Source organism: Streptomyces sp. MMG1533, assembly GCF_001279775.1.
In the GTDB taxonomy this organism is placed as follows: domain Bacteria; phylum Actinomycetota; class Actinomycetes; order Streptomycetales; family Streptomycetaceae; genus Streptomyces.
This window is the reverse complement of the sequence record NZ_LGDG01000001.1, coordinates 42,383-67,086: the sequence shown is the minus strand read 5'-3', so window position 1 is coordinate 67,086 and position 24,704 is coordinate 42,383. Positions and strand designations below refer to the sequence as shown.

General features: G+C 71.8%; 27 protein-coding genes. 5 read left to right on the top strand and 22 right to left on the bottom strand.

The genetic code is table 11. From position 1 onward, the window contains the following. Positions 1–76: 76 nt before the first annotated feature. Together ADK57_RS00315 and ADK57_RS00310 are read right to left on the bottom strand one after the other, a co-directional pair. Complete coding sequence (locus tag ADK57_RS00315; protein WP_053747237.1) at positions 77–1,696, bottom strand: ABC-F family ATP-binding cassette domain-containing protein; 1,620 nt, start codon at positions 1,694–1,696, stop codon at positions 77–79. A gap of 50 nt (positions 1,697–1,746) precedes the next feature. Beyond that, complete coding sequence (locus ADK57_RS00310) at positions 1,747–2,400, bottom strand: histidine phosphatase family protein (RefSeq protein ID WP_053747236.1); 654 nt, start codon at positions 2,398–2,400, stop codon at positions 1,747–1,749. 65 nt (positions 2,401–2,465) lie between these two features. Between ADK57_RS00310 and ADK57_RS00305 the strand changes: the two genes are divergently transcribed. The 3 genes from ADK57_RS00305 to ADK57_RS00295 all read left to right on the top strand — a co-directional run bounded on the left by ADK57_RS00305 (position 2,466) and on the right by ADK57_RS00295 (position 5,127). Then, a complete protein-coding gene (locus ADK57_RS00305; protein ID WP_053747235.1) occupies positions 2,466–3,959 on the top strand; it encodes a bifunctional phosphatase PAP2/diacylglycerol kinase family protein in 1,494 nt (497 codons plus the stop codon). Positions 3,960–4,092: 133 nt separating this feature from the next. Next, the gene (locus ADK57_RS00300) at positions 4,093–4,914 is read left to right on the top strand and encodes a class I SAM-dependent methyltransferase (protein ID WP_053747234.1); all 822 of its coding nucleotides are present in this window, start codon (positions 4,093–4,095) and stop codon (positions 4,912–4,914) included. A gap of 42 nt (positions 4,915–4,956) precedes the next feature. Then, positions 4,957–5,127, top strand: coding sequence for a hypothetical protein (locus ADK57_RS00295; RefSeq protein WP_053747436.1), 171 nt, complete (start codon positions 4,957–4,959; stop codon positions 5,125–5,127). 72 nt (positions 5,128–5,199) lie between these two features. Here ADK57_RS00295 and ADK57_RS00290 read toward each other — a convergent pair whose 3' ends face one another. The 13 genes from ADK57_RS00290 to ADK57_RS00230 all read right to left on the bottom strand — a co-directional run bounded on the left by ADK57_RS00290 (position 5,200) and on the right by ADK57_RS00230 (position 15,212). Then, the gene (locus ADK57_RS00290) at positions 5,200–5,463 is read right to left on the bottom strand and encodes a gas vesicle protein K (protein WP_053747435.1); all 264 of its coding nucleotides are present in this window, start codon (positions 5,461–5,463) and stop codon (positions 5,200–5,202) included. A 71-nt stretch (positions 5,464–5,534) separates the two neighbouring features. Then, a complete protein-coding gene (locus ADK57_RS00285) occupies positions 5,535–5,723 on the bottom strand; it encodes a gas vesicle protein (protein WP_053747233.1) in 189 nt (62 codons plus the stop codon). Next, complete coding sequence (locus ADK57_RS00280) at positions 5,720–6,508, bottom strand: GvpL/GvpF family gas vesicle protein (RefSeq protein ID WP_053747232.1); 789 nt, start codon at positions 6,506–6,508, stop codon at positions 5,720–5,722. The genes ADK57_RS00285 and ADK57_RS00280 overlap by 4 nt, the downstream gene beginning before the upstream one ends. After that, on the bottom strand, positions 6,505–6,831 hold the full coding sequence (locus ADK57_RS00275; protein ID WP_053747231.1) for a gas vesicle protein: 327 nt from the start codon (positions 6,829–6,831) through the stop codon (positions 6,505–6,507). Before ADK57_RS00275 ends, ADK57_RS00280 begins: the two co-directional genes overlap by 4 nt. Then, a complete protein-coding gene (locus ADK57_RS00270) occupies positions 6,828–7,925 on the bottom strand; it encodes an SRPBCC family protein (RefSeq protein ID WP_053747230.1) in 1,098 nt (365 codons plus the stop codon). Before ADK57_RS00270 ends, ADK57_RS00275 begins: the two co-directional genes overlap by 4 nt. A gap of 3 nt (positions 7,926–7,928) precedes the next feature. Next, positions 7,929–8,651, bottom strand: a complete 723-nt coding sequence (locus ADK57_RS49695; protein ID WP_053747229.1) for a hypothetical protein — start codon at positions 8,649–8,651, stop codon at positions 7,929–7,931. Beyond that, complete coding sequence (locus ADK57_RS00260; RefSeq protein WP_053747228.1) at positions 8,648–8,911, bottom strand: gas vesicle protein GvpG; 264 nt, start codon at positions 8,909–8,911, stop codon at positions 8,648–8,650. The genes ADK57_RS49695 and ADK57_RS00260 overlap by 4 nt, the downstream gene beginning before the upstream one ends. Positions 8,912–8,918: 7 nt before the next feature. Continuing rightward, the gene (locus tag ADK57_RS00255; RefSeq protein WP_053747227.1) at positions 8,919–9,689 is read right to left on the bottom strand and encodes a GvpL/GvpF family gas vesicle protein; all 771 of its coding nucleotides are present in this window, start codon (positions 9,687–9,689) and stop codon (positions 8,919–8,921) included. Beyond that, positions 9,686–10,117 carry a gas vesicle structural protein GvpA gene (locus ADK57_RS00250; RefSeq protein ID WP_053747226.1) on the bottom strand — a complete coding sequence of 144 codons (432 nt, stop codon included), beginning with the start codon at positions 10,115–10,117 and terminating at the stop codon, positions 9,686–9,688. Before ADK57_RS00250 ends, ADK57_RS00255 begins: the two co-directional genes overlap by 4 nt. 82 nt (positions 10,118–10,199) lie before the next feature. Continuing rightward, on the bottom strand, positions 10,200–10,565 hold the full coding sequence (locus tag ADK57_RS00245) for a gas vesicle protein (protein ID WP_078972874.1): 366 nt from the start codon (positions 10,563–10,565) through the stop codon (positions 10,200–10,202). A 104-nt stretch (positions 10,566–10,669) separates the two neighbouring features. Beyond that, positions 10,670–11,602: a non-homologous end-joining DNA ligase gene (ligD, locus tag ADK57_RS00240; protein ID WP_053747224.1), complete on the bottom strand. Its 933-nt coding sequence runs from the start codon at positions 11,600–11,602 to the stop codon at positions 10,670–10,672. Then, positions 11,599–13,464 (bottom strand): transketolase, encoded by a 1,866-nt coding sequence (locus ADK57_RS00235; protein ID WP_053747223.1) that lies wholly within the window; start codon positions 13,462–13,464, stop codon positions 11,599–11,601. The genes ligD and ADK57_RS00235 overlap by 4 nt, the downstream gene beginning before the upstream one ends. Further along, complete coding sequence (locus tag ADK57_RS00230) at positions 13,461–15,212, bottom strand: NAD(P)/FAD-dependent oxidoreductase (protein ID WP_053747222.1); 1,752 nt, start codon at positions 15,210–15,212, stop codon at positions 13,461–13,463. The genes ADK57_RS00235 and ADK57_RS00230 overlap by 4 nt, the downstream gene beginning before the upstream one ends. Before the next feature lie 173 nt (positions 15,213–15,385). On the opposite strand from ADK57_RS00230, the gene ADK57_RS00225 reads away from it, so the two are divergent. After that, positions 15,386–16,348, top strand: coding sequence for an LLM class F420-dependent oxidoreductase (locus ADK57_RS00225; RefSeq protein ID WP_053747221.1), 963 nt, complete (start codon positions 15,386–15,388; stop codon positions 16,346–16,348). 80 nt (positions 16,349–16,428) lie between these two features. Here ADK57_RS00225 and ADK57_RS00220 read toward each other — a convergent pair whose 3' ends face one another. Further along, positions 16,429–17,496 carry an SDR family oxidoreductase gene (locus ADK57_RS00220; protein ID WP_053747220.1) on the bottom strand — a complete coding sequence of 356 codons (1,068 nt, stop codon included), beginning with the start codon at positions 17,494–17,496 and terminating at the stop codon, positions 16,429–16,431. A 6-nt stretch (positions 17,497–17,502) separates the two neighbouring features. Then, positions 17,503–18,015 (bottom strand): phage holin family protein, encoded by a 513-nt coding sequence (locus ADK57_RS00215; protein WP_053747219.1) that lies wholly within the window; start codon positions 18,013–18,015, stop codon positions 17,503–17,505. A gap of 115 nt (positions 18,016–18,130) precedes the next feature. Between ADK57_RS00215 and ADK57_RS00210 the strand changes: the two genes are divergently transcribed. Continuing rightward, positions 18,131–18,481, top strand: coding sequence for a VOC family protein (locus ADK57_RS00210; protein ID WP_053747218.1), 351 nt, complete (start codon positions 18,131–18,133; stop codon positions 18,479–18,481). Positions 18,482–18,634: 153 nt separating this feature from the next. Here ADK57_RS00210 and ADK57_RS00205 read toward each other — a convergent pair whose 3' ends face one another. The 5 genes from ADK57_RS00205 to ADK57_RS00185 all read right to left on the bottom strand — a co-directional run bounded on the left by ADK57_RS00205 (position 18,635) and on the right by ADK57_RS00185 (position 24,647). After that, positions 18,635–19,210 (bottom strand): GNAT family N-acetyltransferase, encoded by a 576-nt coding sequence (locus ADK57_RS00205; protein ID WP_053747217.1) that lies wholly within the window; start codon positions 19,208–19,210, stop codon positions 18,635–18,637. A 274-nt stretch (positions 19,211–19,484) separates the two neighbouring features. Further along, a complete protein-coding gene (locus ADK57_RS00200) occupies positions 19,485–20,408 on the bottom strand; it encodes a S66 peptidase family protein (protein ID WP_053747216.1) in 924 nt (307 codons plus the stop codon). After that, entirely contained in the window at positions 20,405–22,501 is a 2,097-nt protein-coding gene (locus ADK57_RS00195) for a prolyl oligopeptidase family serine peptidase (RefSeq protein WP_053747215.1), read from the bottom strand. Before ADK57_RS00195 ends, ADK57_RS00200 begins: the two co-directional genes overlap by 4 nt. A 6-nt stretch (positions 22,502–22,507) precedes the next feature. Next, a complete protein-coding gene (locus ADK57_RS00190) occupies positions 22,508–23,821 on the bottom strand; it encodes a M20/M25/M40 family metallo-hydrolase (RefSeq protein ID WP_053747214.1) in 1,314 nt (437 codons plus the stop codon). Next, the gene (locus ADK57_RS00185) at positions 23,814–24,647 is read right to left on the bottom strand and encodes a M55 family metallopeptidase (RefSeq protein ID WP_053747213.1); all 834 of its coding nucleotides are present in this window, start codon (positions 24,645–24,647) and stop codon (positions 23,814–23,816) included. The genes ADK57_RS00190 and ADK57_RS00185 overlap by 8 nt, the downstream gene beginning before the upstream one ends. Between the last annotated feature and the right edge of the window lie 57 nt (positions 24,648–24,704).

The window sequence follows — 24,704 nt, the reverse complement described above, 5'->3', positions numbered from 1 at the left end:
TGCGTGCCGTGCCCGGTGACCTGCGGTCACCGGGCCCTTTCGCGCCACCGAGCCCCAGGGGGCTCCCCGGCCGGTCTCAGCGCACCCGCTCCACCCGCCGCTCGTCCCACACCGGCTCCGTCGACTCCCGCACCCGGCCGTCGCTGCCGAAGACCAGGTAGCGGTCGAAGGAGCGGGCGAACCAGCGGTCGTGGGTGACGGCGAGGACCGTGCCGTCGAAAGCCTCCAGGCCCTCCTGGAGGGCTTCCGCGGACTCCAGGTCGAGGTTGTCGGTCGGCTCGTCGAGGAGCAGGGCCGTGACGCCCTGGAGTTCCAGCAGGAGGATCTGGAAACGGGCCTGCTGGCCGCCGGAGAGCCGTTCGAAGCTCTGCTCGGCCTGGCCGGTGAGCTCGTAGCGGCGCAGCCGGGACATGGCGGCGCCACGGTCCTGGGCGTGTTCCTTCCACAGGATGTCCAGGAGCGTGCGGCCCTCCAGCTCGGGGTGGGCGTGCGTCTGGGCGAAGTGTCCGGGCACCACGCGCGCGCCGAGCTTCCACTCCCCCGTGTGCGCCACGTCGTCGCCGGCCAGCAGCCGCAGGAAGTGCGACTTCCCGGAGCCGTTCGAGCCGAGGACGGCGACGCGTTCGCCGTAGAAGACCTCCAGGTCGAAGGACTTCATCAGGCCGGTGAGCTCAAGTCCCTTGCAGGTGATGGCCCGTACGCCGGTACGTCCGCCCTTCAGTCGCATCCTGATGTCCTGCTCGCGCGGCGGCTCCGGCGGCGGTCCGGCCTCCTCGAACTTGCGAAGGCGGGTCTGGGCGGCCTGGTAGCGGGACGCCAACTCGTGGCTGATGGAGGCTGCCTGACGGAGATTCAGAACCAGCTTCTTCAGCTGGGCATGCTTCTCGTCCCAGCGCCTGCGCAACTCCTCGAAGCGGGCGAAGCGTTCGCGCCGGGCCTCGTGGTAGGTGGCGAAGCCGCCACCGTGCACCCAGGCGTCGGCGCCCGCCGGCGAGGGTTCGACGGAGACGATCTTCTCGGCGGCGCGGGCGAGGAGTTCGCGGTCGTGGGAGACGAACAGGACCGTCTTGCGGGTCTCCTTCAGGCGCTCCTCCAGCCAGCGCTTGCCGGGCACGTCGAGGTAGTTGTCGGGCTCGTCGAGCAGCAGCACCTCGTCGGTGCCACGCAGCAGTGCCTCCAGGACCAGCCGCTTCTGCTCGCCGCCGGAGAGCGTGCGTACCTCCCGGAACTGCGCCTTCTCGTAGGGCACGCCGAGCGCGGCCATGGTGCACATGTCCCAGAGCGTCTCGGACTCGTAGCCGCGCGCCTCGGCCCAGTCGGAGAGGGCCTGCGCGTACTGGAGCTGGGCGGCCTCGTCGTCGACGGTCATGATCGCGTGCTCGGCCTTGTCGACGGCCCGGGCGACCTCCCGGATACGGGGCGGCGCGACCGACACGAGCAGGTCCCGTACGGTCGTCTCGTCCCGTACGGATCCCACGAACTGGCGCATCACCCCGAGGCCGCCGCTCACCGTGACGGTCCCGCCGTGCGGTTTGAGCTCGCCGGAGATCAGCCGGAGCAGGGTGGTCTTGCCGGCGCCGTTGGGTCCGACGAGGGCCACGGCGGCCCCTTCGCCCACCCGGAACGACACGTCGCCGAGCAGCGCCCTCCCGTCGGGGAGGTAGTACTCGAGGTGTGCGGCTTCCAGATGTCCCATGAGGCCGCATTGTGCGGGCCGCCGGGGAGCCCGGGCAAACCGTTATACGTTCACTCCGGGTCGACGGGCCGGCCCGTGGGGCCGCCCTCGCCCGCGGGGGCGACCACCGCGCCCGCCCACGACAGGGCCTTCCAGCCGTCCGACGGCGATCCGTCCAGGATCACCACCCCGGTGTTGTCCAGCGGGCGGGCGGCGGCGAAGGACACGTCGACGTTGTCCGCGCGGGCCGCCGTCCACATCCGGATCGCCGCGCCGTGGCTGACCATGGCGACGGCCGAGGCCCCGCTGTCGGCGGCCTCCGCGACCACGGCGTCGTAGCGCGCCAGCGCCTGCGCACCGCTCTCCCCGCCCGGCATACGCAACTCCGTGTCGCCGGCCGACCAGGCGAACACCGTCTCCATGTACCGCAGGCCTGGCTCCGAGTCTCCCGGCAGCATCTCCAGGTCCCCCGCGGACAGCTCCCGGATGCCGTCCCGGACGCGCACGTCGAGGCCTCGGGCGGCGGCCAGCGGGGCGGCGGTGAGCTGCGTACGGACGAGGGTGGAGGCGTACAGGGCCTCGATGTCCTCGTCCGCGAGGGCCTTCGGCAGGGCGGCGGCCTGGCGTTCGCCGAGCTCGGTGAGGCCGGGCCCGGGGACTGCCGTGTCCAGCAGGAACCGGACGTTGGTGGGGGTCTGGCCGTGACGGATGAGCAGCAGACGCATGTGGGGGCCTCCGGGTGCGCCGCCCGCCGGACAGGAAACGGCCACTTCAGGGTACCCGGGACAGCATGAGCCCAGACGTCGACCTCACCGTCCCGAAGCCCGGCCCCCACGTGCTGCGCGACCGGCTGCTGGCCCTGGACTGCCGGCTGTTCGAGTTCGCCGCCGAGCGCAACTGGCCCGCCGCCGGACCGATCCTGCCGCGACTGAGCCGGAGCGCGAACCACGGAGTGTTGTGGTTCGCGACAGCCGCCGCGATGGCCGCGAGCCGCACCCCGCGAGCCCGCCGGGCGGCAGCGCGGGGCCTCGCCTCGCTCAGCCTGGCCTCCTTGACCATCAACACCGTCGGCAAGCGCTCGGTGCGCCGCTCCCGCCCCGTCCTGGACCCGGTGCCGCTGAGGCGCCAGTTGAGGCGGCAGCCGATCACCACGTCGTTCCCCTCCGGCCACTCGGCGTCGGCGGCCGCGTTCGCGGCCGGGGTCGCCCTGGAGTCGCCGTCCTGGGGCGCGGTCGTGGCGCCGGTCGCCTTCTCGGTGGCCATGTCCCGCGTCTACACCGGCGTCCACTTCCCGAGCGACGTGCTGGCGGGCGCCACGCTGGGCGCGGGCGCCGCGCTCGCCGTACGGGGCCTGGTGCCGACCCGCGCCCAGGTGGCGGTGCCGGCCCGGCCCCGCGCGGACGTTCCCGCGCTGCCGGACGGCGCGGGCCTGGTCGTCGTCGCCAACACCGCCTCGGGCACCGCCGACCGGGTGCGCGCGCTGCGGGACAGTCTGAGCGCGGCCGAGGTCGTCGAGTGCGAACCGGCCGATGTCCGCACCGAGTTGGAGAAGGCGGCGGCCCGCGCCCGGGTGCTCGGCGTGTGCGGCGGCGACGGCACGGTCAATGCCGCGGCCGCAATCGCCCTGCGCCACGGTCTGCCCCTCGCGGTGCTGCCCGGCGGCACTCTGAACCACTTCGCCTACGACCTGGGCGTGGAGGGCATCCGCGATCTGAGCCGGGCCGTCCAGGAGGGCGAGGGCGTACGGGTCGACGTGGGCCGCTTCAGCGGCGGCGAACGGGAGGGCATCTTCCTCAACACGTGCAGCCTGGGCGTGTATCCGGAGCTGGTGCGCGAACGGGAACGCTGGTCGTCCCGGATCGGCGGCTGGCCGGCCGGGGTGCTCGCGGCGCTGCGCGTGTCGCGCACCGACCAGCACCCGCTGGAGGCCGAGTTCCGTGGTGAGGCACGGCCGCTGTGGCTGCTGTTCGCCGGCAACGGCACCTACCACCGGATGGGCCTCACACCCGGCCGGCGCCGCGACCTGGCGGACGGGCAACTCGACGTGCGGGTCGTGCACGGCGGGCGGCGACCCACACTGCGGCTGCTCGCGGCCGCCGTCGCCGGGCCGCTGACCCGCTCCCCCGCCCACGCGGCGGTCCAGGTGGGCCGACTGCACCTGTCCGGTGTCGCCTCCGGCACGCTCCTCGCCTACGACGGTGAAGTCACCGAGGTGGAGGGCGAGGTGACGCTGGAGAAGCTGCCCGAGGCGCTCGCGGTGTACCGGCCACTGCCCGGTAACTGACCACCCGTCAATCCAGCCACTGCCCGGTAACTGACCACCCGTCAGTCCAGATGGCAAAACGCGGGTCTCATTATTCGACATGCGCGCGTACGGTGAGGCGTACCCGAGGAGACGCCGAACAGGGAGCACACCCATGTCGAAGTCACAGGAGACCGCCGTCTACACGCACGGGCACCACGAGTCGGTGCTGCGTTCCCACACCTGGCGCACCGCCGCCAACTCGGCGGCCTACCTGCTCGGTTCACTGAAGCCCCACATGAAGATCCTGGACGTCGGCTGCGGGCCGGGCACCATCACCGCCGACCTGGCCGCCCTGGTCCCCGACGGGCACGTCACCGGCGTCGACCACGCACCGGGCATCCTGGACCAGGCCCGGGCCACCGCCGCCGAACGGGGTCTGGCCAACGTCGGCTTCGCGGTCGCGGACGTGCACGCCCTGGACTTCCCCGACGACACGTTCTGCGTGGTCCACGCCCACCAGGTGCTGCAGCACGTCGGCGATCCGGTGCAGGCGCTGCGCGAGATGAGGCGGGTCACCGCCCCGGGTGGGTTCGTCGCCGTACGGGAGTCGGACTACGCGGCGATGACCTGGCATCCCGCGTCCCGGGGGATGGACGACTGGGCGGACCTCTACCAACGGGTGGCCCGCGCCAACGGCGGCGAACCGGACGCCGGGCGCCGGCTGAAGTCCTGGGCGCTGCGGGCGGGCCTGACGGACATCACGGCGACCTCCAGCACCTGGACCTTCGCCACCCAGGAGGAACGGGCGTGGTGGAGCGGCCTGTGGGCGGACCGCACCCTGGCCTCGGCGTACGCCGAGCGGGCCACGGACGGCGGGCACGCGACCCACGGGCAACTGCGGGCGGTGTCCGCCGCCTGGCGGGAGTGGGGGCAGTGCGAAGACGGCTGGTTCAGCGTGCTGCACGGAGAGATTCTGTGCCGAAAGGAAGCCTGAATCCCCGTTTCCGGGAAACCCGGAATGCAGGAGGTTCACACTATGGTTCCCATCCTGCTGGTACTGCTTCTGGTACTGATCCTTTTCGGTGCCGGGTTCGCAGTGAAGATTCTCTGGTGGATTGCGCTGGCTGTTCTGGTGCTATGGCTTCTGGGCTTCCTGATGCGGAGTACGACCGCGGGTGGAGGCAGGGGCCGCTGGTACAGGTGGTGAATTGAAACGGGGGCCCCGGGAATTGACCCGGGGCCCCCGTTCGTTTCCTTACCGTCGTTTCCTTCCCGGGGTTCATTCCCGGGGAAGCAGAGGTCCGAGCGGCCCGAGGTCCAGATTCAGGTCCTCGGGCCGCAGCCCGTACCGCTCGCGCAGTTCGGTCATGCGGTCGTCGAGCAGCATCAGGGTGAGCCCGATGCGCTCCTCCTGCTCCTCGCTCAGGCCACCCTCGTCGAAGCGGCGCAGCGCCTGGCGTTCCATGAGCTGGCGCAGCAGTTCCACCACGGTCAGGACGAGTTTGACCAGGTCCCGCTCGACGGTGTCGGGGTCGAGGTCCATCCGGTTGTGCCGCTCGGTCCGGTTGTGCCGCTCGGTCCGGTTGTGCCGCTCGGTCCGGTTGTGTCGCTCGGTCACGACAGCTCCCCCCAAGGTGACGGCACCTGTTCGTTCACCGAACTGATCAGCGCGTTCAGGTCGATCCGGACCAGGTCGACGTCCGCGATGCGCAGGGTGATGTCGCCGGTGATGACGACCCCGCCGGCGAGCAGCCGGTCGAGGAGGTCCACCAGCGCGACCTCTCGGCGCTCGATCACCGTCACCGGTCCTCCTCCCCCGTGGACTCCCCCGTGGGCTCCCCCGAAAAGGAATAGGCGGCCCAGGGACCGGTGAGTTCCACGCGCATTCCCGGTACCTCACCCTTCGTCCGGTCCACGAGCTCCACGAATTCCTCGGAATCGGAGCGCGGAACGAGATAGGCGGCATTGAGCACGTTCTGTCCGGAGACACCGGAAAGGGCGGGGTTCTGCGGGGCGTGCAGCCGGGAATCCTCGGAATAGACGGAAAGCGTTTCGTGCAGCCGGCTCGCGAACTGTTCCGCCTGTTGCCACCTGTCCTCGTGCGCCCGGACGCTCTGGCGTCGCTGACGCAGATAGTCCCGGCCCGAGGCTGCCTTCTCCGCCGGCCGACCGCTTTCCGACGTCTGCGGCTCCGGCTCGGCGTACACCTTGACGCCCCATTCGACGCGGCCCGCCAGCCGGTCGAGGGTGCGCCGGAAGTCGTCCTCCCGCTCCTCGATCATCGTCCGCAGACCGCTGTCGTCGCGGAAGACGGTGCCGAGCCGCAGCGGCAGCGGGGTGGTGACCACGGTGAGGGCGTCGATCACGCCCTGGTGGGCGCGGGCGGTCGCGGTGAGCCAGTCCAGGTCCTCCAGATGGGCGTGGAGCGGCTTCTCGGCGAAGTCCCGCTCCGGCACATGGCTGACGACGGCGACCAGGCCGTGGTGGTTCAGCAGTCTGGGCGGGTCGCCGGCCACGCCGGTCAGCTGGGACTGCAGGGGCGCGCCGAAGGGGCGGCAGATGGCGTAGACGTAGCGCAGTCCGCTCACGGCGCCTCCTCCTGAGCACGGTCGGGCTCCAGTTCGGCGAGACGTTCGCGCAACTCGGCGTTCTCCCGGGCGAGTTCCTTGCGACGGGCACCGGAGGACAACGCCGGGTCGTCCTCCCACCAGTCGATGCCCATCTCCTTGGCCTTGTCGACGGAGGCGACGATGAGGCGCAGCTTGATGGTGAGGAGTTCGATGTCGAGCAGGTTGATGCGGATGTCACCCGCGATGACGATGCCCTTGTCGAGGACGCGTTCAAGGATGTCCGCGAGGTTGGAGCCGCTGCCCTGGCCGTAGGGGTCGGGCAGCCGGCTCGGCGTCGTCATCGTCGGCTCCCGCCGTCCGCGTACTCGTATTCGTCCTCTTCCTCGGCCTCGGCCGCCGGCTCCTCATCCCCCTCCGGCTCCTCCTCGTCCTCGTACTCTTCGGCCTCTTCCTCGGCGTACGGGCCTTCCTCCTCGTCCTCGTACGCCTCCTCGCCCTCCTCCTCGGGCTCCTCGGCCTCCTCTTCCGCCTTGGCCGACTCTTCCTCCTCCTCGGCCACGGCGTCCTCGTGGCTCTGCACGACCTCGCCGTCGCGGATCTCGCCGCGCCAGGCGTCCTCCGCCTCGCCCTTGAGGGTGATGTGGCGGGCGAAGTTCTTCAGGTCGAGCCGGGCCCGGCGCCCCTGGGCGCGCCAGATGTTGCCGGTCTTTTCGAACAAGCCCTGGGGGTAGTACTCGATGACCAGCAGGACGCGGGTGAGGTTGTCGGCGAGGTGGTGGAAGGAGACGACGCCCCTGGTGGTGCCCTTGGCGCCCTCCGAGTTCCAGGAGATCCGGTCGTCGGGCACCTGCTCGGTGGTGTGGGCCTTCCAGCCGCGGTTGGACCAGAAGACCTTCAGCTGCCAGTCGGAATGGGTGTCGTCGGCGCGGTTCGCGCTCTTGACGCCCTTCGCGAAGGTGCTGAAGTCCTGGTACTGGGTCCACTGGTCGTAGGCGGTGCGCAGCGGGACGCCGATGTCGATGTACTCGATGATGACGGTCGGCTTGTTGCCGCCTCCGCCCTTCTTCTTGCCCTTGCCGCCGCCGAGGTTCTTGAACGCGCTGACCACGCTGTCCTTGGCGCGCGTGGCGCCGAGCTCCAGCGCGGACCGCAGCGGGCCCTTGCCCTCGGCGAGCTTGCGGCCGCCGTCGAGGGCGAGCTTGGCGAAGCCCGGGCTGTTGCCCTCGGCGATGTCGTTCAGCTTGCCCGTGGTCTCGCCGAGCTTGCGGCCGACGCCGACCAGCATGCGCTGGGCCTGGGCGGCGAGGTACTCCTGCACCTCCGCCTTGAGCCGGTCGGCGGCCTCGCTCTTGGCCACGTCGGTGATCGGGTTCTTCGTGGCCTGATCCTTCGCCTTGTCGGTGACGCCCCGCGCCGCTCCGAGAGTTTCGGTCATCGCTCAGCGCCTCCCTTCGGCACGCGGGCCGCGGGCACCGCGGGCGGCACCCCTGGACGCGGTCGTCTTCTTGGCGGCCGTCTTCTTGGCCCCGGTCTTCTTCGCGGCAGCCTTCTTCGCCGGAGCCTTCTTCGCGGGCGCCTTCTTGCCGGGCGCCTTCCTGGCGGCCTTCTTCGCCGCCGGCCTGCGACGCGGCTCGGACTCCGCGTCGGCGTCATCGGCCGCTTCGGCGTCATCGGCGCCATCGGCGTCCTCAGCCTCTTCGGCCTCTTCCGCCTCGTCACTCTCTTCGGCGTCGGCCGCTTCGGCGTCGTCGGCCTCTTCGGCCTCCGGCTCCTCGTACTCCTCCTCGGGTTCCTCGTCCTCGTCGGGCTCGTCCGCGAGCCCGAGGTCCGAGGTGTCCGGCACCACGCCCGCGAGCTGGTCGCGGACCTGGGCGGTACGGCCGTGCAGGCGGTCGGCGACCGCGTCGATCTGGCGTTCCACCATGGCGCCTGATGCCGCCTTGCCGACACCGCGCAGATCCTCGCGCAGCTGGTCCCCGATCTCCTTGAACTGCGGGTTGTTCCGCAGTTGCTGGGAGGCCAGGTCCGCGAGGGCCCGCGGGTTCAGATGCATCCGCTTGCCGGCCACGAGGGTGCCGATCGCGAACGCCAGTTTCATCTTCTTCGTACGCCCGAGGACGTAGCCGGCCCCTACCGCGAGGCCCAGTCCCACTCGATTCATAGCGCTGTCCCGTCGCCAGGCCCCGCGCCGCCGCGCAGGCCGATCTCCAGCCGGTCGAGGAGCTCGTCCTCGATGCGGTCGAACTCCTCCTCCTCGATTTCACCCGCCTCAAGACGCTCTTCGAGCTGGGCGAGTTCGGCCCGGACCGTGGCCGGGTCGTAGTAGAGGCGCTCCGCTTCGTTCAGCACCTGTCTGATCACCCAGCCGCTGCCGCGCACGGGTGCGAACGGCAGCAGCAGTACTTCGCCTATGAGTCCCACGTCGTCCTCACTCCTCCGCGGCGTCGCCAGCGAACGCGGTGCCCGCGGGCTCGGCGGGACCGGGTTCGACGAAGCTGTACGGCGGCAGGGGGCCGTTGACGCGCAGTTCGAGGTGCGGATGGCCCTGGCGGACCTGGTCCACCGCGGTCAGGAAGGACGCCGCGTCGTCGCGGCCCACCAGGAACGAGATGTTGGCGATCCAGCCGCTGGACTCGGGCCCCACGCTGACCGCCTCGGCGGCCGGTTCCAGGGTGTGCTGCACGTCGGTCGCGTCCTCGGCCTCGCGGGCCTTGACCGCGGCCACCACCATCTCGCCGAGGTGGAGCCGCTCGTCGTAACTGCCGCCGCCCGACTGCCGGTTGGCCTCGGTCAGGGCGCGGATCTCCGGATTCTCGGCCATCACGCGGTGCAGTACGGCCTCTTCGTTGTGAGTGGCCTTGACGTTGTACTCGACCTTGCCGTCCAGGGTGCGCAGGCGTTCCCCGTAGTGGTCGGCTCGCTCGGCGAGCACCCCGGTGACGGTGCCGTCGTCGGGGGCGACACTGCCGAACCTCATGGGCAGGACGCAGCCGGCCGCACCGGACTCGCTCAGGACGTTCTGGTGGGCGAGCAGGTCCCTGCGCTTGGGGCGCAGGCCTTCGGGAGCTTCGCTGACGATCGCCGCCAGCTCACCCTCCTTGAGGATGCGGACGGGACGCGGCGGGTCGCCGACGCCTCCCATGCCGTCGGGCAGCGAAGGATGGGACGCGGCCGTGATTCCGTAGACGTACGTGCTCACTCCTCTTCCTCCTTCCTGCGCGATGCCGTCGACTTGCGGGCACGCGGCCTGGACTCGGTCTGACCCTGGCCCTCCTCACGGGCCTGCTTGAAGGCGCCGGAGATGGTCTCGGCGGCACCGGACAGCGCTCCCTTGGACTTGCCGCGGGCGCCGGACTCGGTGATCTCGCCGACCAGGTCGGGCAGGCCGGGGGCCTTGCGCGGCCCGGCCTCCAGGTCGAGGCGGTTGCACGCCTCGGCGAAGCGCAGGTACGTGTCGACGCTGGCCACGACGACACGTATGTCGATCTTCAGGATCTCGATGCCGACCAGGGAGACCCGTACGAACGCGTCGATGACGAGACCCCTGTCGAGGACGAGCTCCAGAACGTCGTAGAGACCACTGCTGCCGCCTCCGCCGCCGCTCTGCTGGGCCGGGACAACGGTCATGTCGACCGCGCCTCCTTGTCTGTGGACTGGTAAGTGGACTGGTAAGTGGACCGGTAAACGGGTGTGGTTGCGGGCAGGGGGCCTAGCGGCCGCCCGGCCTGTGCGGATCGGCCCGCCCGCGTTCGTAACGGCGAACGCGCCGGTAGCCGGTGAGCTGTCCCTGGGAGTCGACATCGACCCGATAGCTCGCCAGGAGGCTCATCGTGTCGGGCACCCTCGTGAGCTCCAGGACCTCGACCTCCAGGGACCAGCCGTCCTCCGTCTGCTCGAAGGAGGAGGCACTCTCGACGGCCATGCCGGTCAGCTCCCCGAGCTGGGCACACGCATTGCGCAGCACGTCCATGGGCCTCGGCCGGTTCTCCGCCACGTTGCGCTCCGTGTCCTTTTCCTCGCCTTTACGGGATTTCTGTGAAGTCTGTGACTCTGGTGAGTTCTTTGTGTTCGACATGGCCACCTCTGACTCCGGGTGGCCGCTCGTCCGTTGGCCAAACCTTCAGGTGGGTCTGCGACCGGGAGTGTGCGCGTTACGCCTGCTCAGAGGCAGTACGTGAATCAGCCACGCAATGCGTTCAGCCGACGTCGGGCCGGGCCGAGCGACCTGCCCCGGGTCATCACACCGGCCCACGGGTCGGTACGGGCCTGGTCGACGGCATCGGCGATGGTCCATCGGCGGGCGTCGAGGCCCGGGTCGTCGAGCTGGCTCCAGGCGAGGGGCGTGGCCACGGGCGCGCCCGGCTTGGCACGGACGGTGAAGGGCGCGACCGCGGTCTGCGCATAGGCGTTGCGCTGCACGTCGAGGTAGAGCCGCTCGCCGCGCTCCTTCTTGCGGGCGGCGGTGGTCAGCCGGTCGGGGTGTCCTGCGACGAGGGTGTCGGCGACGTCCCGGGCGAAGGTGCGCACCTCGTCGAAGTCGTGATGGCCGGCGACCGGTACGACCACGTGCAGTCCCCGCGAACCGGTGGTCATCAGCGCCGAGGGCAGTTTCAGCTCGTCGAGCAGTTCCCCGAGCAGTACGGCCGCCTCGCGCACCGCCGCGAAGTCCGCGGTGTCTTTGGACGGGTCGAGGTCGAAGACCATCCGGTCGGGCCGGTCGATCCGGCCGACGCGCGACAGCCAGCGGTGCAGGGTGAGGGCGGCCTGGTCGGCGAGGTGGAGCAGGGTGGCGGTGTCGTCGCACACGGTGTGGCAGACGGTGCCGCCCTCCTTGGGCAGCTCGACCCTGGTGATCCACTCCGGGTAGTTCTCCGGGGTGTTCTTCTGCATGAACCGGGGGCCTTCGATGCCGTCCGGGTGCCGTTCCAGCATCAGCGGGCGGCCGCGCAGGTGCGGCAGCATGAAGGGGGCGACGGACCGGTAGTAGTCGACCAGGTCGCTCTTGGTGTACTCCTTCGCGTCGCCGTCCCCGGGGAAGAGCACCTTGTCCGGGCGGTGCACCTCCACGGTGCGCCGACCCGCCCGGACTGTGCGTGGCCGGTCGCCGCTCACCGCACGACCGCCTCCTCCACCAGCAGCTTCCCGGCCGCCGCGATCGACTCGGCGTCGATGCCCGCGGCGTGCAGTTGCTCGTCGGGGGACCCCGAGCCGGGCATCGTACGGACGGCGAGGCGCACCAGACGGGGTACGGGCCGCCCGTCGAGGAAGGCGTCGAGCACGGCGTCTCCGAGGCCGCCCTCCTCGTGGTGGTCCTCCACGGTCACCAGGCAGCCGGTGTCCTCGGCGGCCTGCCGCAGCGTGAGCCGGTCGACGGGCTTGACCGAGTACAGGTCGATCACCCGGACCGGGATGCCGTCCCGGCCCAGCGCGTCGGCGGCGGCCAGTGCCTCCGGCACCGTGACGCCCGCCGCGACGATGGTCATCCGGTCCTGCCCGGAGGAGCGCAGCACCTTGCTGCCGCCGATCGGGAACTCCTCGTCGGGCCCGTAGATCACCGGGCTCTCGCCGCGCGAGGTACGCAGATAGCGCACGCCCTCCAGGCCGGCCATCTCGGCGACCAGATGGGCGGTCTGGTTGGCGTCGCACGGGTACAGCACGGTCGAGCCGTGGATCGCCCGCATCATCGCCAGGTCCTCCAGCCCCATCTGGCTGGGCCCGTCCTGGCCGATCGCGACACCCGCGTGCGAGCCGACGAGGTTGATGCCGGAGCCGCTGATCGACGCCATGCGGATGAAGTCGTACGCGCGCGTGAAGAACGCCGCGAAGGTGGAGGCGTACGGCACCCAGCCGCGGGCCGCGAGCCCCACGGCCGTCGCGACCATCTGCTGCTCGGCGATGTAGCACTCGAAGTAGCGGTCGGGGTGTTCCTTGGCGAAGAACTCCGCGCGGGTGGAGTCGCCGACCTCCCCGTCGAGGGCGACGACGTCACCGCGCCCGGTGCCGAGCGCCGCAAGGGCCTGCCCGAAGGCGTTGCGGGTGGCCACCCCCTTGTCGCCGTCGGCGGAGCCGCCCTTGTCCCAGCGGGGCAGTTCCAGGTGACCGGCGCGTACGGCGTGCAGCATGCGGGCGGCGGGCGGCTCGTGCACCTCGACGCGGATGTCCCGGGGGCCGCCGAGTTCGGCGATCGCCTCGTCGGCGTCCGGCAGCGGCTTGCCGTGCAGGCCCTCGCGGTCCTGGACGGACTCGACGCCCTTGCCCTTGAGGGTGCGGGCGAGGATCGCGGTGGGCTGGCCCTTGGTGGAGATCGCCTCGCCGTACGCGCGGTCGACGGCGTCGACGTCGTGGCCGTCCACCTCGACGGTGTGCCAGCCGAAGGCCTGGAAGCGGCGCGCATAGGCGTCGAGGTCGTGGCCGTGCCGGGTCGGGCCGCGCTGGCCGAGCCGGTTGACGTCGACGATCGCGGTGAGGTTGTCGAGGTGCTCGTGTCCCGCGTGCTCGGCGGCCTCCCATACCGAGCCCTCGGCCAGCTCGCTGTCGCCGCACAGCACCCACACGCGGTATCCGGTGCGGTCCAGCCGCTTCCCGGACAGCGCGATGCCGACGCCGACGGGCAGTCCCTGCCCGAGCGAGCCGGTGGCGGTCTCGACCCACGGCAGCCGCCGGGGCGTCGGATGCCCTTCGAGCCGGCTGCCGAGCTTGCGGAAGGTCAGCAGTTCCTCGTCGTCGACGGCGCCGACCGCCTTGTAGGCGGCGTACAGCAGGGGCGAGGCGTGGCCCTTGGACAGGACGAAACGGTCGTTGCCCGGGTGGGCGGGGCGGTCGAAGTCGTAGCGGAAGTGGTTGGCGACGAGTACGGCCATCAGGTCTGCCGCGGACATCGACGAGGTCGGGTGCCCGGAGCCCGCGGCGGCCGAGGCGCGTACGCTGTCGACGCGCAACTGCTGGGCCAGTTCGACGAGTTCACGGGTGTTCATGTCTCTCCTTCGGCGGGGGTTTCGTCGGTGCGCCGGACGGGGCCGGGGGCCTTGTGGGGCTCACCGGCGGGGTGGTTCCCGGCGGGTTCACCACCGGGTCGGTTCTCGGCAGGCGCCGGGCCGGGCCGGTTACCGGCGGGCTCGGGCCCGGGTTGGTTCTTCGCGGGCTCGCCGCCGGGCTGGTTCTTCGCGGGCTCGCCGCCGGGCTGGTTCTTCGCCGGTTCACCGCCAGGCTGGTTCTTCGCCGGTTCACCGCCAGGCTGGTTCTTCGCCGGTTCACCGCCAGGCTGGTTCTTCGCCGGCTCGCCGCCGGGCTGGTTCTTCGCCGGTTCACCGCCAGGCTGGTTCTTCGCCGGCTCGAAGGCAGGCTCCCCCGGGTCCGTGGCCTCCGCCGTCGCCGCTCCGGGCCCGGACCGGGCACCGGCCTTCTGGCTCCGCTCCGGCCCGCCCGGCACCCGCGCCAGCTCCGGCGACGCCGTGTCGAGCGGCACCGACCAGGACCGTACGAGCCCCAACTGGACGGCCTGGCGCGGCAGTACGGAGTCCAGCAGCCAGTCCGCGGCGACCCGGACCCGGTTGCCGGGCATCGCCGCGAGGTGGTAGCCGCGGGTGATCGCGCCGGCGGCCGGGCCGGACAGGGGGATGCCGAGCGGATTGGCGGCGGCCTTCGCACCGCCGAGGTCCACCACGAACCCCAGGTCCTTGTGCCGGTAGGGACGCTTCTCCCCGACGCCGAGCGAGGCGGCGACGTTACGGGCCACCGTCCCGCCGTGCCGCCAGGCGTGCTGGGCGGTCATCGGCGTGTACTCCCCGGGGTTGTTCAGATCCGGTACGGCGGCAGCGTCCCCGCACGCGAACACCTCGGGGCGGCCCGGGAGGCGGAGGTAGGGATCGACGACGATCCGCCCCCGCTCCAGGGGCTGCCCGGTGCTCTCGACGAGCGGATCGGGCCGTACGCCCACGCACCACACGAGCGTCCGCGTCTCCACGAACTCCCCGTCCGTCAGCAGCACTCCACCGGTCGTGGCCTCCTTCACGGAGGTCCCCATGCGCACCTCCACGCCCCGTTCCCGCAGTGTGCGGTCGGCGGTGCGGGACAGGTGCTCGTCCAGCTCGGGCAGGACGCGCGGCGCGACGTCGAGGAGCAGCCACCGGGGCCGCATACCCTCCCGCAGCGGGTGCTTGCGCACCTGCGCGTCGGTGTACAGCTGCCCGTGCGCGGCGACCTCGGTGCCGGTGTAGCCGGCACCGACCACGACGAAGGTGCAGCGCGCGGTGCAGCTCTTCGGGTCGTCGGCAGCGGCGGCGAGTTCCATCTGCCGGGTGACGTGGTCGCGCAGGTACAGCGCCTCGGGCAGCCCGCGGAAGCCGTGCGCGTGCTCGGCGACGCCGGGGATCGGAAGCAGCTTGTTGACACTGCCGACGGCCAGTACGAGCCGGTCGTACGGCAGGGTCCCCTCGCCGCCCTCGGGGTCGCCGTAGTGCACGGTCCGCCCGTCGAGGTCGATGCCGTCGGCCTCGCCGAGCACCAGGCGCACCTGCGGCAGGGTGTCCGACAGGGAGACGGTGACGCGGCGCGGCTCCAGGATCCCGGCGGCGACCTGGGGCAGCAGGGGCAGATACAGGAAGTAGTCGGTGGGGTTCAGCAGGGTGATGTCGGCCTTGCCGCGGGCCGCCCGGGACAGGTCTCGGGCCGTCCGGTACCCGGCGAAGCCGGCACCGACGATCACTATGCGGGGTCGACTCACGGTTCGCCTCCGGGGCTGTCGCGTACCTCGGGAGCCTTCCGCGTCCCCCTGGTCAGGGCACCCAAACGTGCGCCCGGCCTCCGTCGTGGCCCCGCGTCCGCCCGGTTTCCGCCACGGCCGCCGGGTACTCGGGACGGCGAACCACCCGCCCACCTCGTGGAGGCACACCCCCCATGCCCGAGTACGGCTACTTCCTCTCGTGCGAGCAGTACGGTCCCGCGGAGCTCATCGAGCAGGCGCGGATGGCCGAGCAGGCCGGGTTCCGGTCGCTGTGGATCTCCGACCACTACCACCCGTGGAACGACGCGCAGGGCCAGAGTCCGTTCGTGTGGTCGGTGATCGGCGCACTCTCCGAGGCCGTGTCCCTGCCGATCGAGACGGCGGTGACCTGCCCGACCGTGCGCATCCATCCGGCGGTGGTGGCACAGGCCGCGGCGACCGGCGCGGTGATGACGGACGGCCGTTTCCGGCTCGGCGTGGGCACCGGTGAGGCGCTCAACGAGCACATCCTCGGCGACGCCTGGCCGCCCGCCCACGTACGTCTGGAGATGCTGGAGGAGTCCATCCAGGTCATGCGCCGGCTGTTCACCGGGGAGGAGGTCAACCACCACGGCCCGCACTACACGGTGGAGAACGCCCGCCTGTACACCGTCCCGGACGAGCCCGTCCCGATCGACGTCTCCGGCTTCGGTCCCGCGGCGACCGCGCTGGCGTCCCGGGTGGGCGACGGCTACATCACGATGATGCCGGACGCGTCGATGGTGGAGCAGTACCGCAAGGGCGGAGGCGGCGGCAAGCTCGTCAGCGGCGGCACGAAGGTCTGCTACGACACCGACAAGGACGAGGCCGTACGGACCGTCCACCGGCTCTGGGCGAACGAGCAACTGCCCGGCGAACTGGGCCAGGTGCTGCCCTCGCCCAAGCACTTCGAGCAGGCGCAGCAGCTGGTCACCGAGGACATGGTGCGCCGGAACCGGGTGTGCGGCGACAACGTGGACGAGCACGTGGCGGAGCTGAAGCGGTTCGCCGACGCGGGCTTCGACATGGTCTACGTCAACCAGATCGGCCCCGACCAGCGCGGGTTCTTCGACTTCTACCGCACCAAGGTGCTGCCGCAGCTCCAGCAGGCTTCCTGAGGGTCTGGCCGGCTTCCTGAGGGTCTGGCCGGACGATGTGCAATTTCCCTGCAAGGCAACGGTCTGCGTACGGCTCGAGTTCACCTCCGCCGCAACGGCGTCCGGCCCCCACGCCGCAGCCCGGCGGCCACGGCCCCCAGCCCGCCGGCCACCGCCAGCCCCGCTCCCATCCGGCCCCGGTTCCGGGACACCCAGTCCTGCGGGCTGTCGGACACCGCCTCGTCGTCGAAGCGCCCGTGCGCCCCGAAGTCCCGCCCGTGCGGCCCGTCCGCCGGCGTCCACAGGTTGCCGGGGCCGCCGCCGTACTCCCCTTCGTCCCGCTCGTCCTGCTGCGCGTCGAACCCGGTCCGCGCCAGAAAGCGGTCCAGTACGCCGGGTGCGACCGCGTTGGCGATCAGCGTGGCCACCGTCGACCCGCCGACCCAGTACTCGCGCCGCCGCCCGTGCGAGGCCGCGTGCACGACCGCCCGCGCCGCGACCTCCGGCTGGAACACCGGCGCCACCGGCCGCGCCCGCCCCGGCATCCGGTTCAACACCCATTCGAACTGCGGGGTGTTGACCGCGGGCAGCTGCACCATCGTCGTACGGACACCGGTGCCGGAGTGCAGCAGCTCGCACCGCAGCGACTCGTTGAAACCCTGAATGGCGTGCTTGGCACCGCAGTACGCCGACTGCAGCGGAATCCCCCGGTAGGCGAGCGCGGAGCCGACCTGCACGATCGTGCCCCGGTCGCGCGGCAGCATGTGGTGCAGCGCGGCGCGGGTGCCGAACACATAGCCCAGATACGCCACTTCGGTCACCCGGCGGAACTCGTCCGGGGTGATCTCGGTGAACGGGGCGAACACCCCGGCGAAGGCGTTGTTGACCCAGACGTCGATGTGCCCGAAGGCGTCGACGACCTGCTGGGCGGCGTCGTCGACCGCCTTGGCGTCGGCCATGTCCACGGTGACGACGAGCGCCTCACCGCCGGCGAGCTGTACCTCGTCGGCCGCCGCGGCGAGGCCCTCGCGGCCCCGGGCCAGCAGGGCGACCCTGGCACCCCGGGCGGCGAAGGCCTGGGCGGTGGCCCGGCCCACGCCGCCGCTGGCGCCGGTCACCACGACGACCTTGCCGTGCTTCGAGGGCGGCCCCTTGCGGAAGTCGCGCACCGCGCATCACGCCCGGTGGTGCGGCTGCTCGGGGACGATGTCGTCGGGGCGCGGCGCCGCCGCCCCGGTCCCGGGTGCCGCCGTCCCCGCGTCGGGTGCGGCGGGCGGCATCGGCGGGTAGGGCATGCCCAGCCCGCTCGGCGGGACGCCCGGTGCGCTGCCGCCGACGACATGCGGCTGCCCGCCCGCGGGCAGATCGGCATCGTGCCGGGGCGCGGGCCGGGCCGCGTGGGGCCGGGCGGCACCGCGCAGTACGTACGCCACGACGCCCAGGATCGCCGCGGTGATCAGTGCGGCGGCCCAGTCCGGCAGACCGACGGCGAGGGCCAGCCCCACGGCGAGCGCGAGGGCCGCGCCCGCGTACAGGGCGACGGCGCCCGACGCGCCGTAGAGCATGGCCTTGCGGCGCTGCTTGCGGGTCTGCTCGCGCAGTTCGTCGCGCACGGTCTCACGCGCCACCTGCGCCAGCTCGTCGACAAGGTGCTTGTCCAGATGTTCCAGATGCTCCAAGCGGTCCATGCCCCGCCGGGTACCCGCGGTCACCGGCGCGTAACGCCGAGACCGGGGCGGTCGGGACGAGGGGATCATGTGAAACGATCTCGCTCTCCCGGCCGCCCCAACTAGGCTCGTCCGCATGGACATTCTGGGAGCCACGCTGCGCGTATGCGTCGACGACCTGGAGACCGCGGTCCCCTTCTACGAGCGCCTGGCGGGCGGCAGAGCCCTCCGTTTCGAACGCGGCGGCGTCCAGGTCGCCGCGGTCGGCTGTTTCCTGCTGATGAGCGGGCCGGAGGCCGAGCTGGAGGTGCTGCGCAAGGTCACCGCGACGATCGCCGTCACGGACGTCGACGAGGCCCACCGGGTGCTGACGGAGCTGGGCGCCCGCGTCATCGCGGGCCCGCTTCCCACACCTGCGGGCCGCAATCTGATCGCCCTGCATCCGGACGGCTCGGTGTACGAGTACGCGGACCGCGGCGGCGTATAACCCTGCGCCTGCGGGTGTACGAGGCGAGGGCGGCGGTGTGAAGACGGCGCCGGCCCTGCCTGTCACCGGGCAACGGTTTCCGGGTGGGACGGACAGGCGGGCGCAGGCCGCGGTTGGAGCGGGCGTCGAGCACGACGACGTTCCGCAAGCGGGTCATCCTCGTCGGCGTGAAGACCGACCGGACGCCCGCATGTCCGTGGTGATCGCCCACCGCTCGTGGTCCCGCCAGGCCCCGTCGATGAAGATCATGTTCGGCGAGAAGCCCTCCAGCCGGAACCCGCAGCTGCGCGCCAGCGCGATCGACGCGGCATTGCCGGGCTGCACGTTGATCTCCAGCCGGTGCAGCCGCATCGGCCCGAACGCATGCCCCACCACGAGGCCGAGCCCCTCCCGCATCAGCCCGCGCCCGGCGGCGTGCGCGAAGGCCCCGTATCCGAGCGCCCCGCACTGGAAACCGCCCTCGACGATGTTGTTGATGTTGATGAACCCCGCGACGGCACCCCCCTGCTGCTTCTCGCAGACCAGGAACCCGGCCTTGGTCGGATCCTCGATCAGCCGCCCGGCGTACGCGGTGTAGGCACCGGCGCTGTCGGGCGGGAAGAGCCACGGTTGGTGCAGTTCCTTGCTCTCCCGCGCCCGGGCGGTGAACTCGGCGCCGTCCTCGTAGGTGAAGTGGCGTATGCCCACGCGGGGGCCTTCTGCGAGATAGGGGGAAGAGTTGTGCGGCATCCGGCCACCCTACGGTCCGCCGGCCACGCCGTTTCGTGAAATACGCCCCGCGCGCCGAGCCCGGTGCCGCCGGGCGGCCGTGGGCCGTACGAGTGCCCCGTGGGCCGTACGAGTGCCCCGTGGGCCGTACGAGTGCCCCGTCCGCTCGGTCCCCGGCCACCGGCAGCTCCCGCACCCCCGTGTCGTCCGGCGCGCTCACCACGGTCACCGGCTTGATCCCCCGGTTCCCGACGTACGCGTCGTCGTTCGCCGCCACCACGAACCAGACCCGGGATCAGCGCAGAGCCGGCTCGTCGAGCGTCAACGTGCCCGCGTCGGCGTCGAGTTCGGCGGCCACCCCGAAGGGGATGGTCAACGCCCCTTCACCGTGCCCGAATCCGAACTCCTCGACCACGGGCACACCGAGGCCGCCGAGCCGGTCGACGAGCAGTGCACGCACCCGCTCGTACGGCTCGCACCGCTCCCACGACCCGAGCAGCACACCCCGCACTCCCTCCAGCCAGCCCGCGCGCAGAAGTTGGGTCAGATAGCGGTCGAGGCGGTAGGTCTCCTCCCCCACGTCCTCCAGGCAGAGCAGTCCGCCGTGCGCGCCGGGCCGGGCGTGCGGGGTGCCCAGTTCGGCGGCGAGCAGACACAGGCAGCCGCCGAGGGTCGTGCCGCGTGCCCGGCCGGGGACCAGGGCCGTGCCGCCGGAGGTGATCGTGCGGACCGTCTCCGGCGCGAACAGGGTGGCCTTCAGATGCTCCTGGGCCCGCGCGTTCTTGATGAAGTCGACGCCGGCCGCCATCGGCCCGTACAAGGTCACCAGGCCGAGCCGCGCGGCGAACTCCTCGTGCAGCGCGGTGACGTCGCTGAACCCGACCAGCAGCTTCGGCCCGGCCGCCCGCATCGCCTCCCAGTCGAGCAGGTCGACCATCCGCTGCACTCCGTATCCGCCCCGCGCGCACAGCACCGCGTCCACGGACGGGTCGCACCAGGCGCTCTGCAGGTCGGCGGCCCGGTCGGCGTCGGCGCCCGCCAGATAGTCGAACTCCCCGTGCCGGTCCGGCACATGGGGCCCCACCACCGGATCGAGGTCCCAGCCGCGCAGCACGTCGAGCCCGGCCTGCAACCGCTCCTCGGGCACCGGCCCGCTGGGCGCCACGACGGCCACGCGCGCACCGGGGGCGAGTCTGGACGGCCGCAGAAGTTCCTTCACTTGGTGAGCTCCAATGTCGGGATGCCGGGCGGGTTCAGACCGAAGACCTGGGCGTACAGCGAGAGTTCGGACTCCAGGACCCGGACCATGGTCTCCGCCCTCCGGAACCCGTGCCCCTCCCCCTCGAACGCGAGGTAGGCGTGCGGTACTCGTCGCCCCTCCATGCGGGCCAGGAACCGTTCGCACTGCGCGGGCGGACAGATCACGTCGTCCAGTCCCTGGAGCAGCAGGAAGGGCACGGTGACCCGGTCGGCGTGCTCGGCGGGCGAGCGCTCCGCGTACCGGGCGGGCACCTCGGCATACGGTCCGACCAGGCTCTCCAGGTACCGCGACTCGAAGTCGTGGGTCTCCCCCGTCGCCCAGCCGGCCAGATCGAGGATGGGGTAGATGATCGTGCCGCAGGCGTAGACGTCGGTGGTGGCGAGCGAGGACGCCGCGGTCCAGCCGCCGGCGCTGCCGCCGCGCACGGCGAGCCGGTCGCGGTCGGCGGTGCCCTCGTCGGCGAGGGAGAGCGCGACGGCGGCGCAGTCCTCGACGTCGACCACGCCCCACTGCTCGCGCAGCCGGCCCCGGTACTCGCGGCCGTACCCGGCCGAGCCGCCGTAGTTGACCTCGGCGACGCCGATGCCCCGCGAGGTGAAGTAGGCGATCTCCAGGTCGAGTACGAGCGGGGCCCGGCCGGTGGGGCCGCCGTGCGCCCAGACGACGTAGGGCGGGAGCTCGTCGCCGGGCGCCACGCAGCCGGGGTTGTGGGGCGGGTAGATGTGGGCGTGGATGTCACGTCCGGCCGGTCCGGTGAAGGTGCGGATCTGCGGCTCGGGATAGTACGCGGGGTCCACGGCGTCGTCGTGGGCGGCGCCGATCACCCGGGCGCGACCGGTCCGGGCGTCCAGTTCCACCACTTCGTACGCGCTGCGGGGGCTCGCTCCGACGGCGACGACCCGCTCGCCGTGCACCGCGAGGGTGGGCGCGAACTCGGTCCAGGGGCCCGCCGCGTCGACGACCTCGCCGGTCTCCGGGTCGAGGATCCCGAGCGTGGTGGCACCACGGCCGTGCACGACGGCGATCAGACCGCCCTCCAGTGGGGCGAACCAGCGGTGGCCCAGCTTCCAGAGGGGGCCGCCGAACTCCTCCTCGCGGGGGCACAGCGGTACACCGTCGCCAACTGCATTCGATACACCGGATCCTGCGTTCGGTGCACGGTCTTCCGCGTTCGGTACACCGTCCTCTGCGTTCAGTACACCGCCCTCCGCGGTCGGTACACCGCCTTCCTCCTTCGGTACACCGTCTTCCGCATACAGGTTCCACCAGCCCGTACGGTCGGCTGTATACAGTAGACGGCCGTCTGTCGACCACTCGACCTGCGCGATCGACTCCTCCGGCCCACCGGCCACCGTCCGCGCCTCCCGGAAGGTGCCGTCCCCGCCGATCCCCGCGACGACGAGTTCCGTCCCGTCCCACGGCATGCGCGGGTGGTCCCAGGCGAGCCAGGCCGCGCGCCGGCCGTCGGGCGAGATCCGGGGCCCGGTGACGAACCGGTGCCGCTCGCCGGTGAGTTCGCGTACGCCGTCCCGGTCCTGTGCCGCCGAACCGTCCAGCGGCACGGCGGCGAGCACCCGCCGCACGTCGACGGATCCGTCGCCGGTGAACTCCTCCAGCACGCACCACACTTCACCGCGGTCGACCAGCACCTGCGGATCGGCCCATCTCAGCCCGCCGCCGACCGGGGACACCGGCGTCAGCGGGTGCGGCACGCCACCCGGCCGGAACCGGTACAGCCGCTGGTCGGCGAAGTTCACGAAGACGACGAGCGGTTCGCCGTCGGCCATCACCCCCGCCCAGGGCTGTCCGCCGTACTCGATGACCCGGCTGCGCACGTTCCACGGCGCGGGCAGCACGGACTCCTGAGAGCCGTCATCGCAGCGCCGCACCAGAGTTCGCCGACCGCCCTCGAGGGGCCGCGGCTCGGTCCACCACGCCTCGTCACCGACGAAGCCGACGTACTCGGGATGCCCGTCGTGCGCGGCGGCGAGCGCCGCGTCGATGGGCGAGGGCCAGGAGCCGTACGCCAACGTCCGCACTTCGTCCCCCATGTGTACCTAGGCCGTGCGCAGGAAGCGGTCGAGCACCCGGACCCCGAAGTGGAGTGCCTCGACGGGCACCCGTTCGTCGACCCCGTGGAAGAGGGCCTGGTAGTCGAAGCCCTCCGGGAGCTTCAGCGGCGCGAAGCCGTAGCCGGTGATGCCCAGGCGCGAGAACTGCTTGGCGTCCGTGCCGCCGGACATGCAGTACGGCACCACGTGACCCTCCGGCGCGAACTCCTCGACGGCGGCCCGCATTCTCGCGTACGTCGCCGAGTCCACCGGCGCCTGCAGGGCCACCTCGCGATGCTGGAACTCCCACTCCACGTCAGGTCCGGTGAGCCGGTCAAGGGTCGTACGGAACTCGTCCTCGGCGCCGGGGAGACAGCGTCCGTCGACGTACGCCACTGCCTCCCCGGGAATCACGTTGATCTTGTAACCGGCGTCCAGCATGGTCGGGTTGGCGCTGTTGCGGACGGTGGCCTCGACGAGCCGTGCCGCCGGGCCGAGCTTGTCCAGCAGCGTGTCCACGTCCGCCAGGTCCGTCTCGATGCCGTACAACGCGGCGAGTTCGGTGAGCGCGGCGCGCACGGTCGGGGTCAGTCGCAGCGGCCACTCGTGCTCGCCGATCCGGGTGATCGCGGCGGCGAGACGCGTGACGGCGTTGTCCCGGTTCACCTTGGAACCGTGCCCGGCCCGCCCGCGCGCGGTGAGCTTCAGCCAGGCCGTGCCGCGCTCACCGGCGGCGATCGGGTAGAGCTGCCGCCCGCTCCCGTCGTGAAAGGTGAACGCCCCCGACTCGCTGACGCCCTCCGTGCAGCCCTCGAACAGCCCGGGGTGCTCGTCGGCGAGAAACCCGGAGCCGTCCTCCGCGCTGGCCTCCTCGTCGGCGGTGAACGCGATGACGACGTCCCGCCGGGGGCGTACGCCCTGCCGCGCCCAGTCCCGCACCACGGCGAGAATCATGGCGTCCATGTTCTTCATGTCGACCGCGCCACGCCCCCAGACGACCCCGTCGCGGATCTCCCCGGAGAACGGGTGCACGCTCCAGTCCCGCGCCTCGGCCGGTACGACGTCCAGGTGACCGTGGACGAGCAGCGCGTCGGCCGACGGGTCGGTGCCCTCGATCCGTGCGACCACGTTCGTGCGTCCCTTGGTGCGCTCCAGCAGGGTGGGCTCCAGGCCCGCCTCGGCCAGCCGCGCGGCGGCGTACTCGGCGGCCGGCCGCTCCTGGCAGTCGCCGCCGCCCCGGTTGGTCGTGTCGATGCGGATGAGGTCGGAGGTGAACTCGACGACCTCGTCCAGGGCCTGCTGCTCAGGCTGGTCAGCCATACTGCTCCTCCACCGCGGCCGAGGCGATCGTGGTGACCGCCTTGAAGGTGCGGATCCCGTCGTACATGGTGCCGCTGGTGTACGCCACCTTGCGCTCCCCGACACGTGCCACACCCGGCACGACGGTGGCGGCCATCGCCAGATGCTCCGCGTCGAATTCGAGGGCGACGGTATACGGTCCACCGTCGACCGGATCCCGTCGTACCGCCAGCCCGGCCGCCTCCTTCGCCGCGGCACGGATGTCGGCGGCGGTCCTGGCCGGCGTACGGCACACGGCCGCGTACCGCGACACATGGTCCTTGACGGCGACCTTCAGCGCCTCGGGGGCGTAGCCGAGGGCGTCCTCGCAGGCCACGTCGTCGCCGGTGACGAGGATGACGGGCACCCCGTACTCGGCGACGACCTGCGCGTTGAGCAGCCCCTCACTCGCCCGTACGTCGTTCAGCCACACGCCGGTGACGGAGTTGGCGAGGTAGGTGTGCGCGAGGACGCCCTCCATGCCGGCGCCCGCGTGGTAGCCGACGAAGGCGATGCCGTCCACGTCGCCGTGCTGGACGCCCTCCACCATGGACAGCGACTTGTGCCGCCCGGTGAGCATCTCGGCCCGCTCGTCGAGCTGTTCGAGGAGGAGGTTGCGCATCGTCCAGTGGGCCTCGTTGACGAGCACCTCGTCCGCGCCGCCGTCGAAGAAGCCCCGCACGGCGGCGTTGACGTCCGAGGTGAACATCGAGCGGCACCGCTCCCACTGCGGCGTCCCCGGCAGCACGTCGGCCGGCCAGGTCACCCCGGTGGCACCCTCCATGTCGGCGCTGATCAGGATCTTCATGCTCCGTCACGTTACGCGCCGGAGGGGGAACCGGCCAGGAAGCCACCCTGCCGGTTC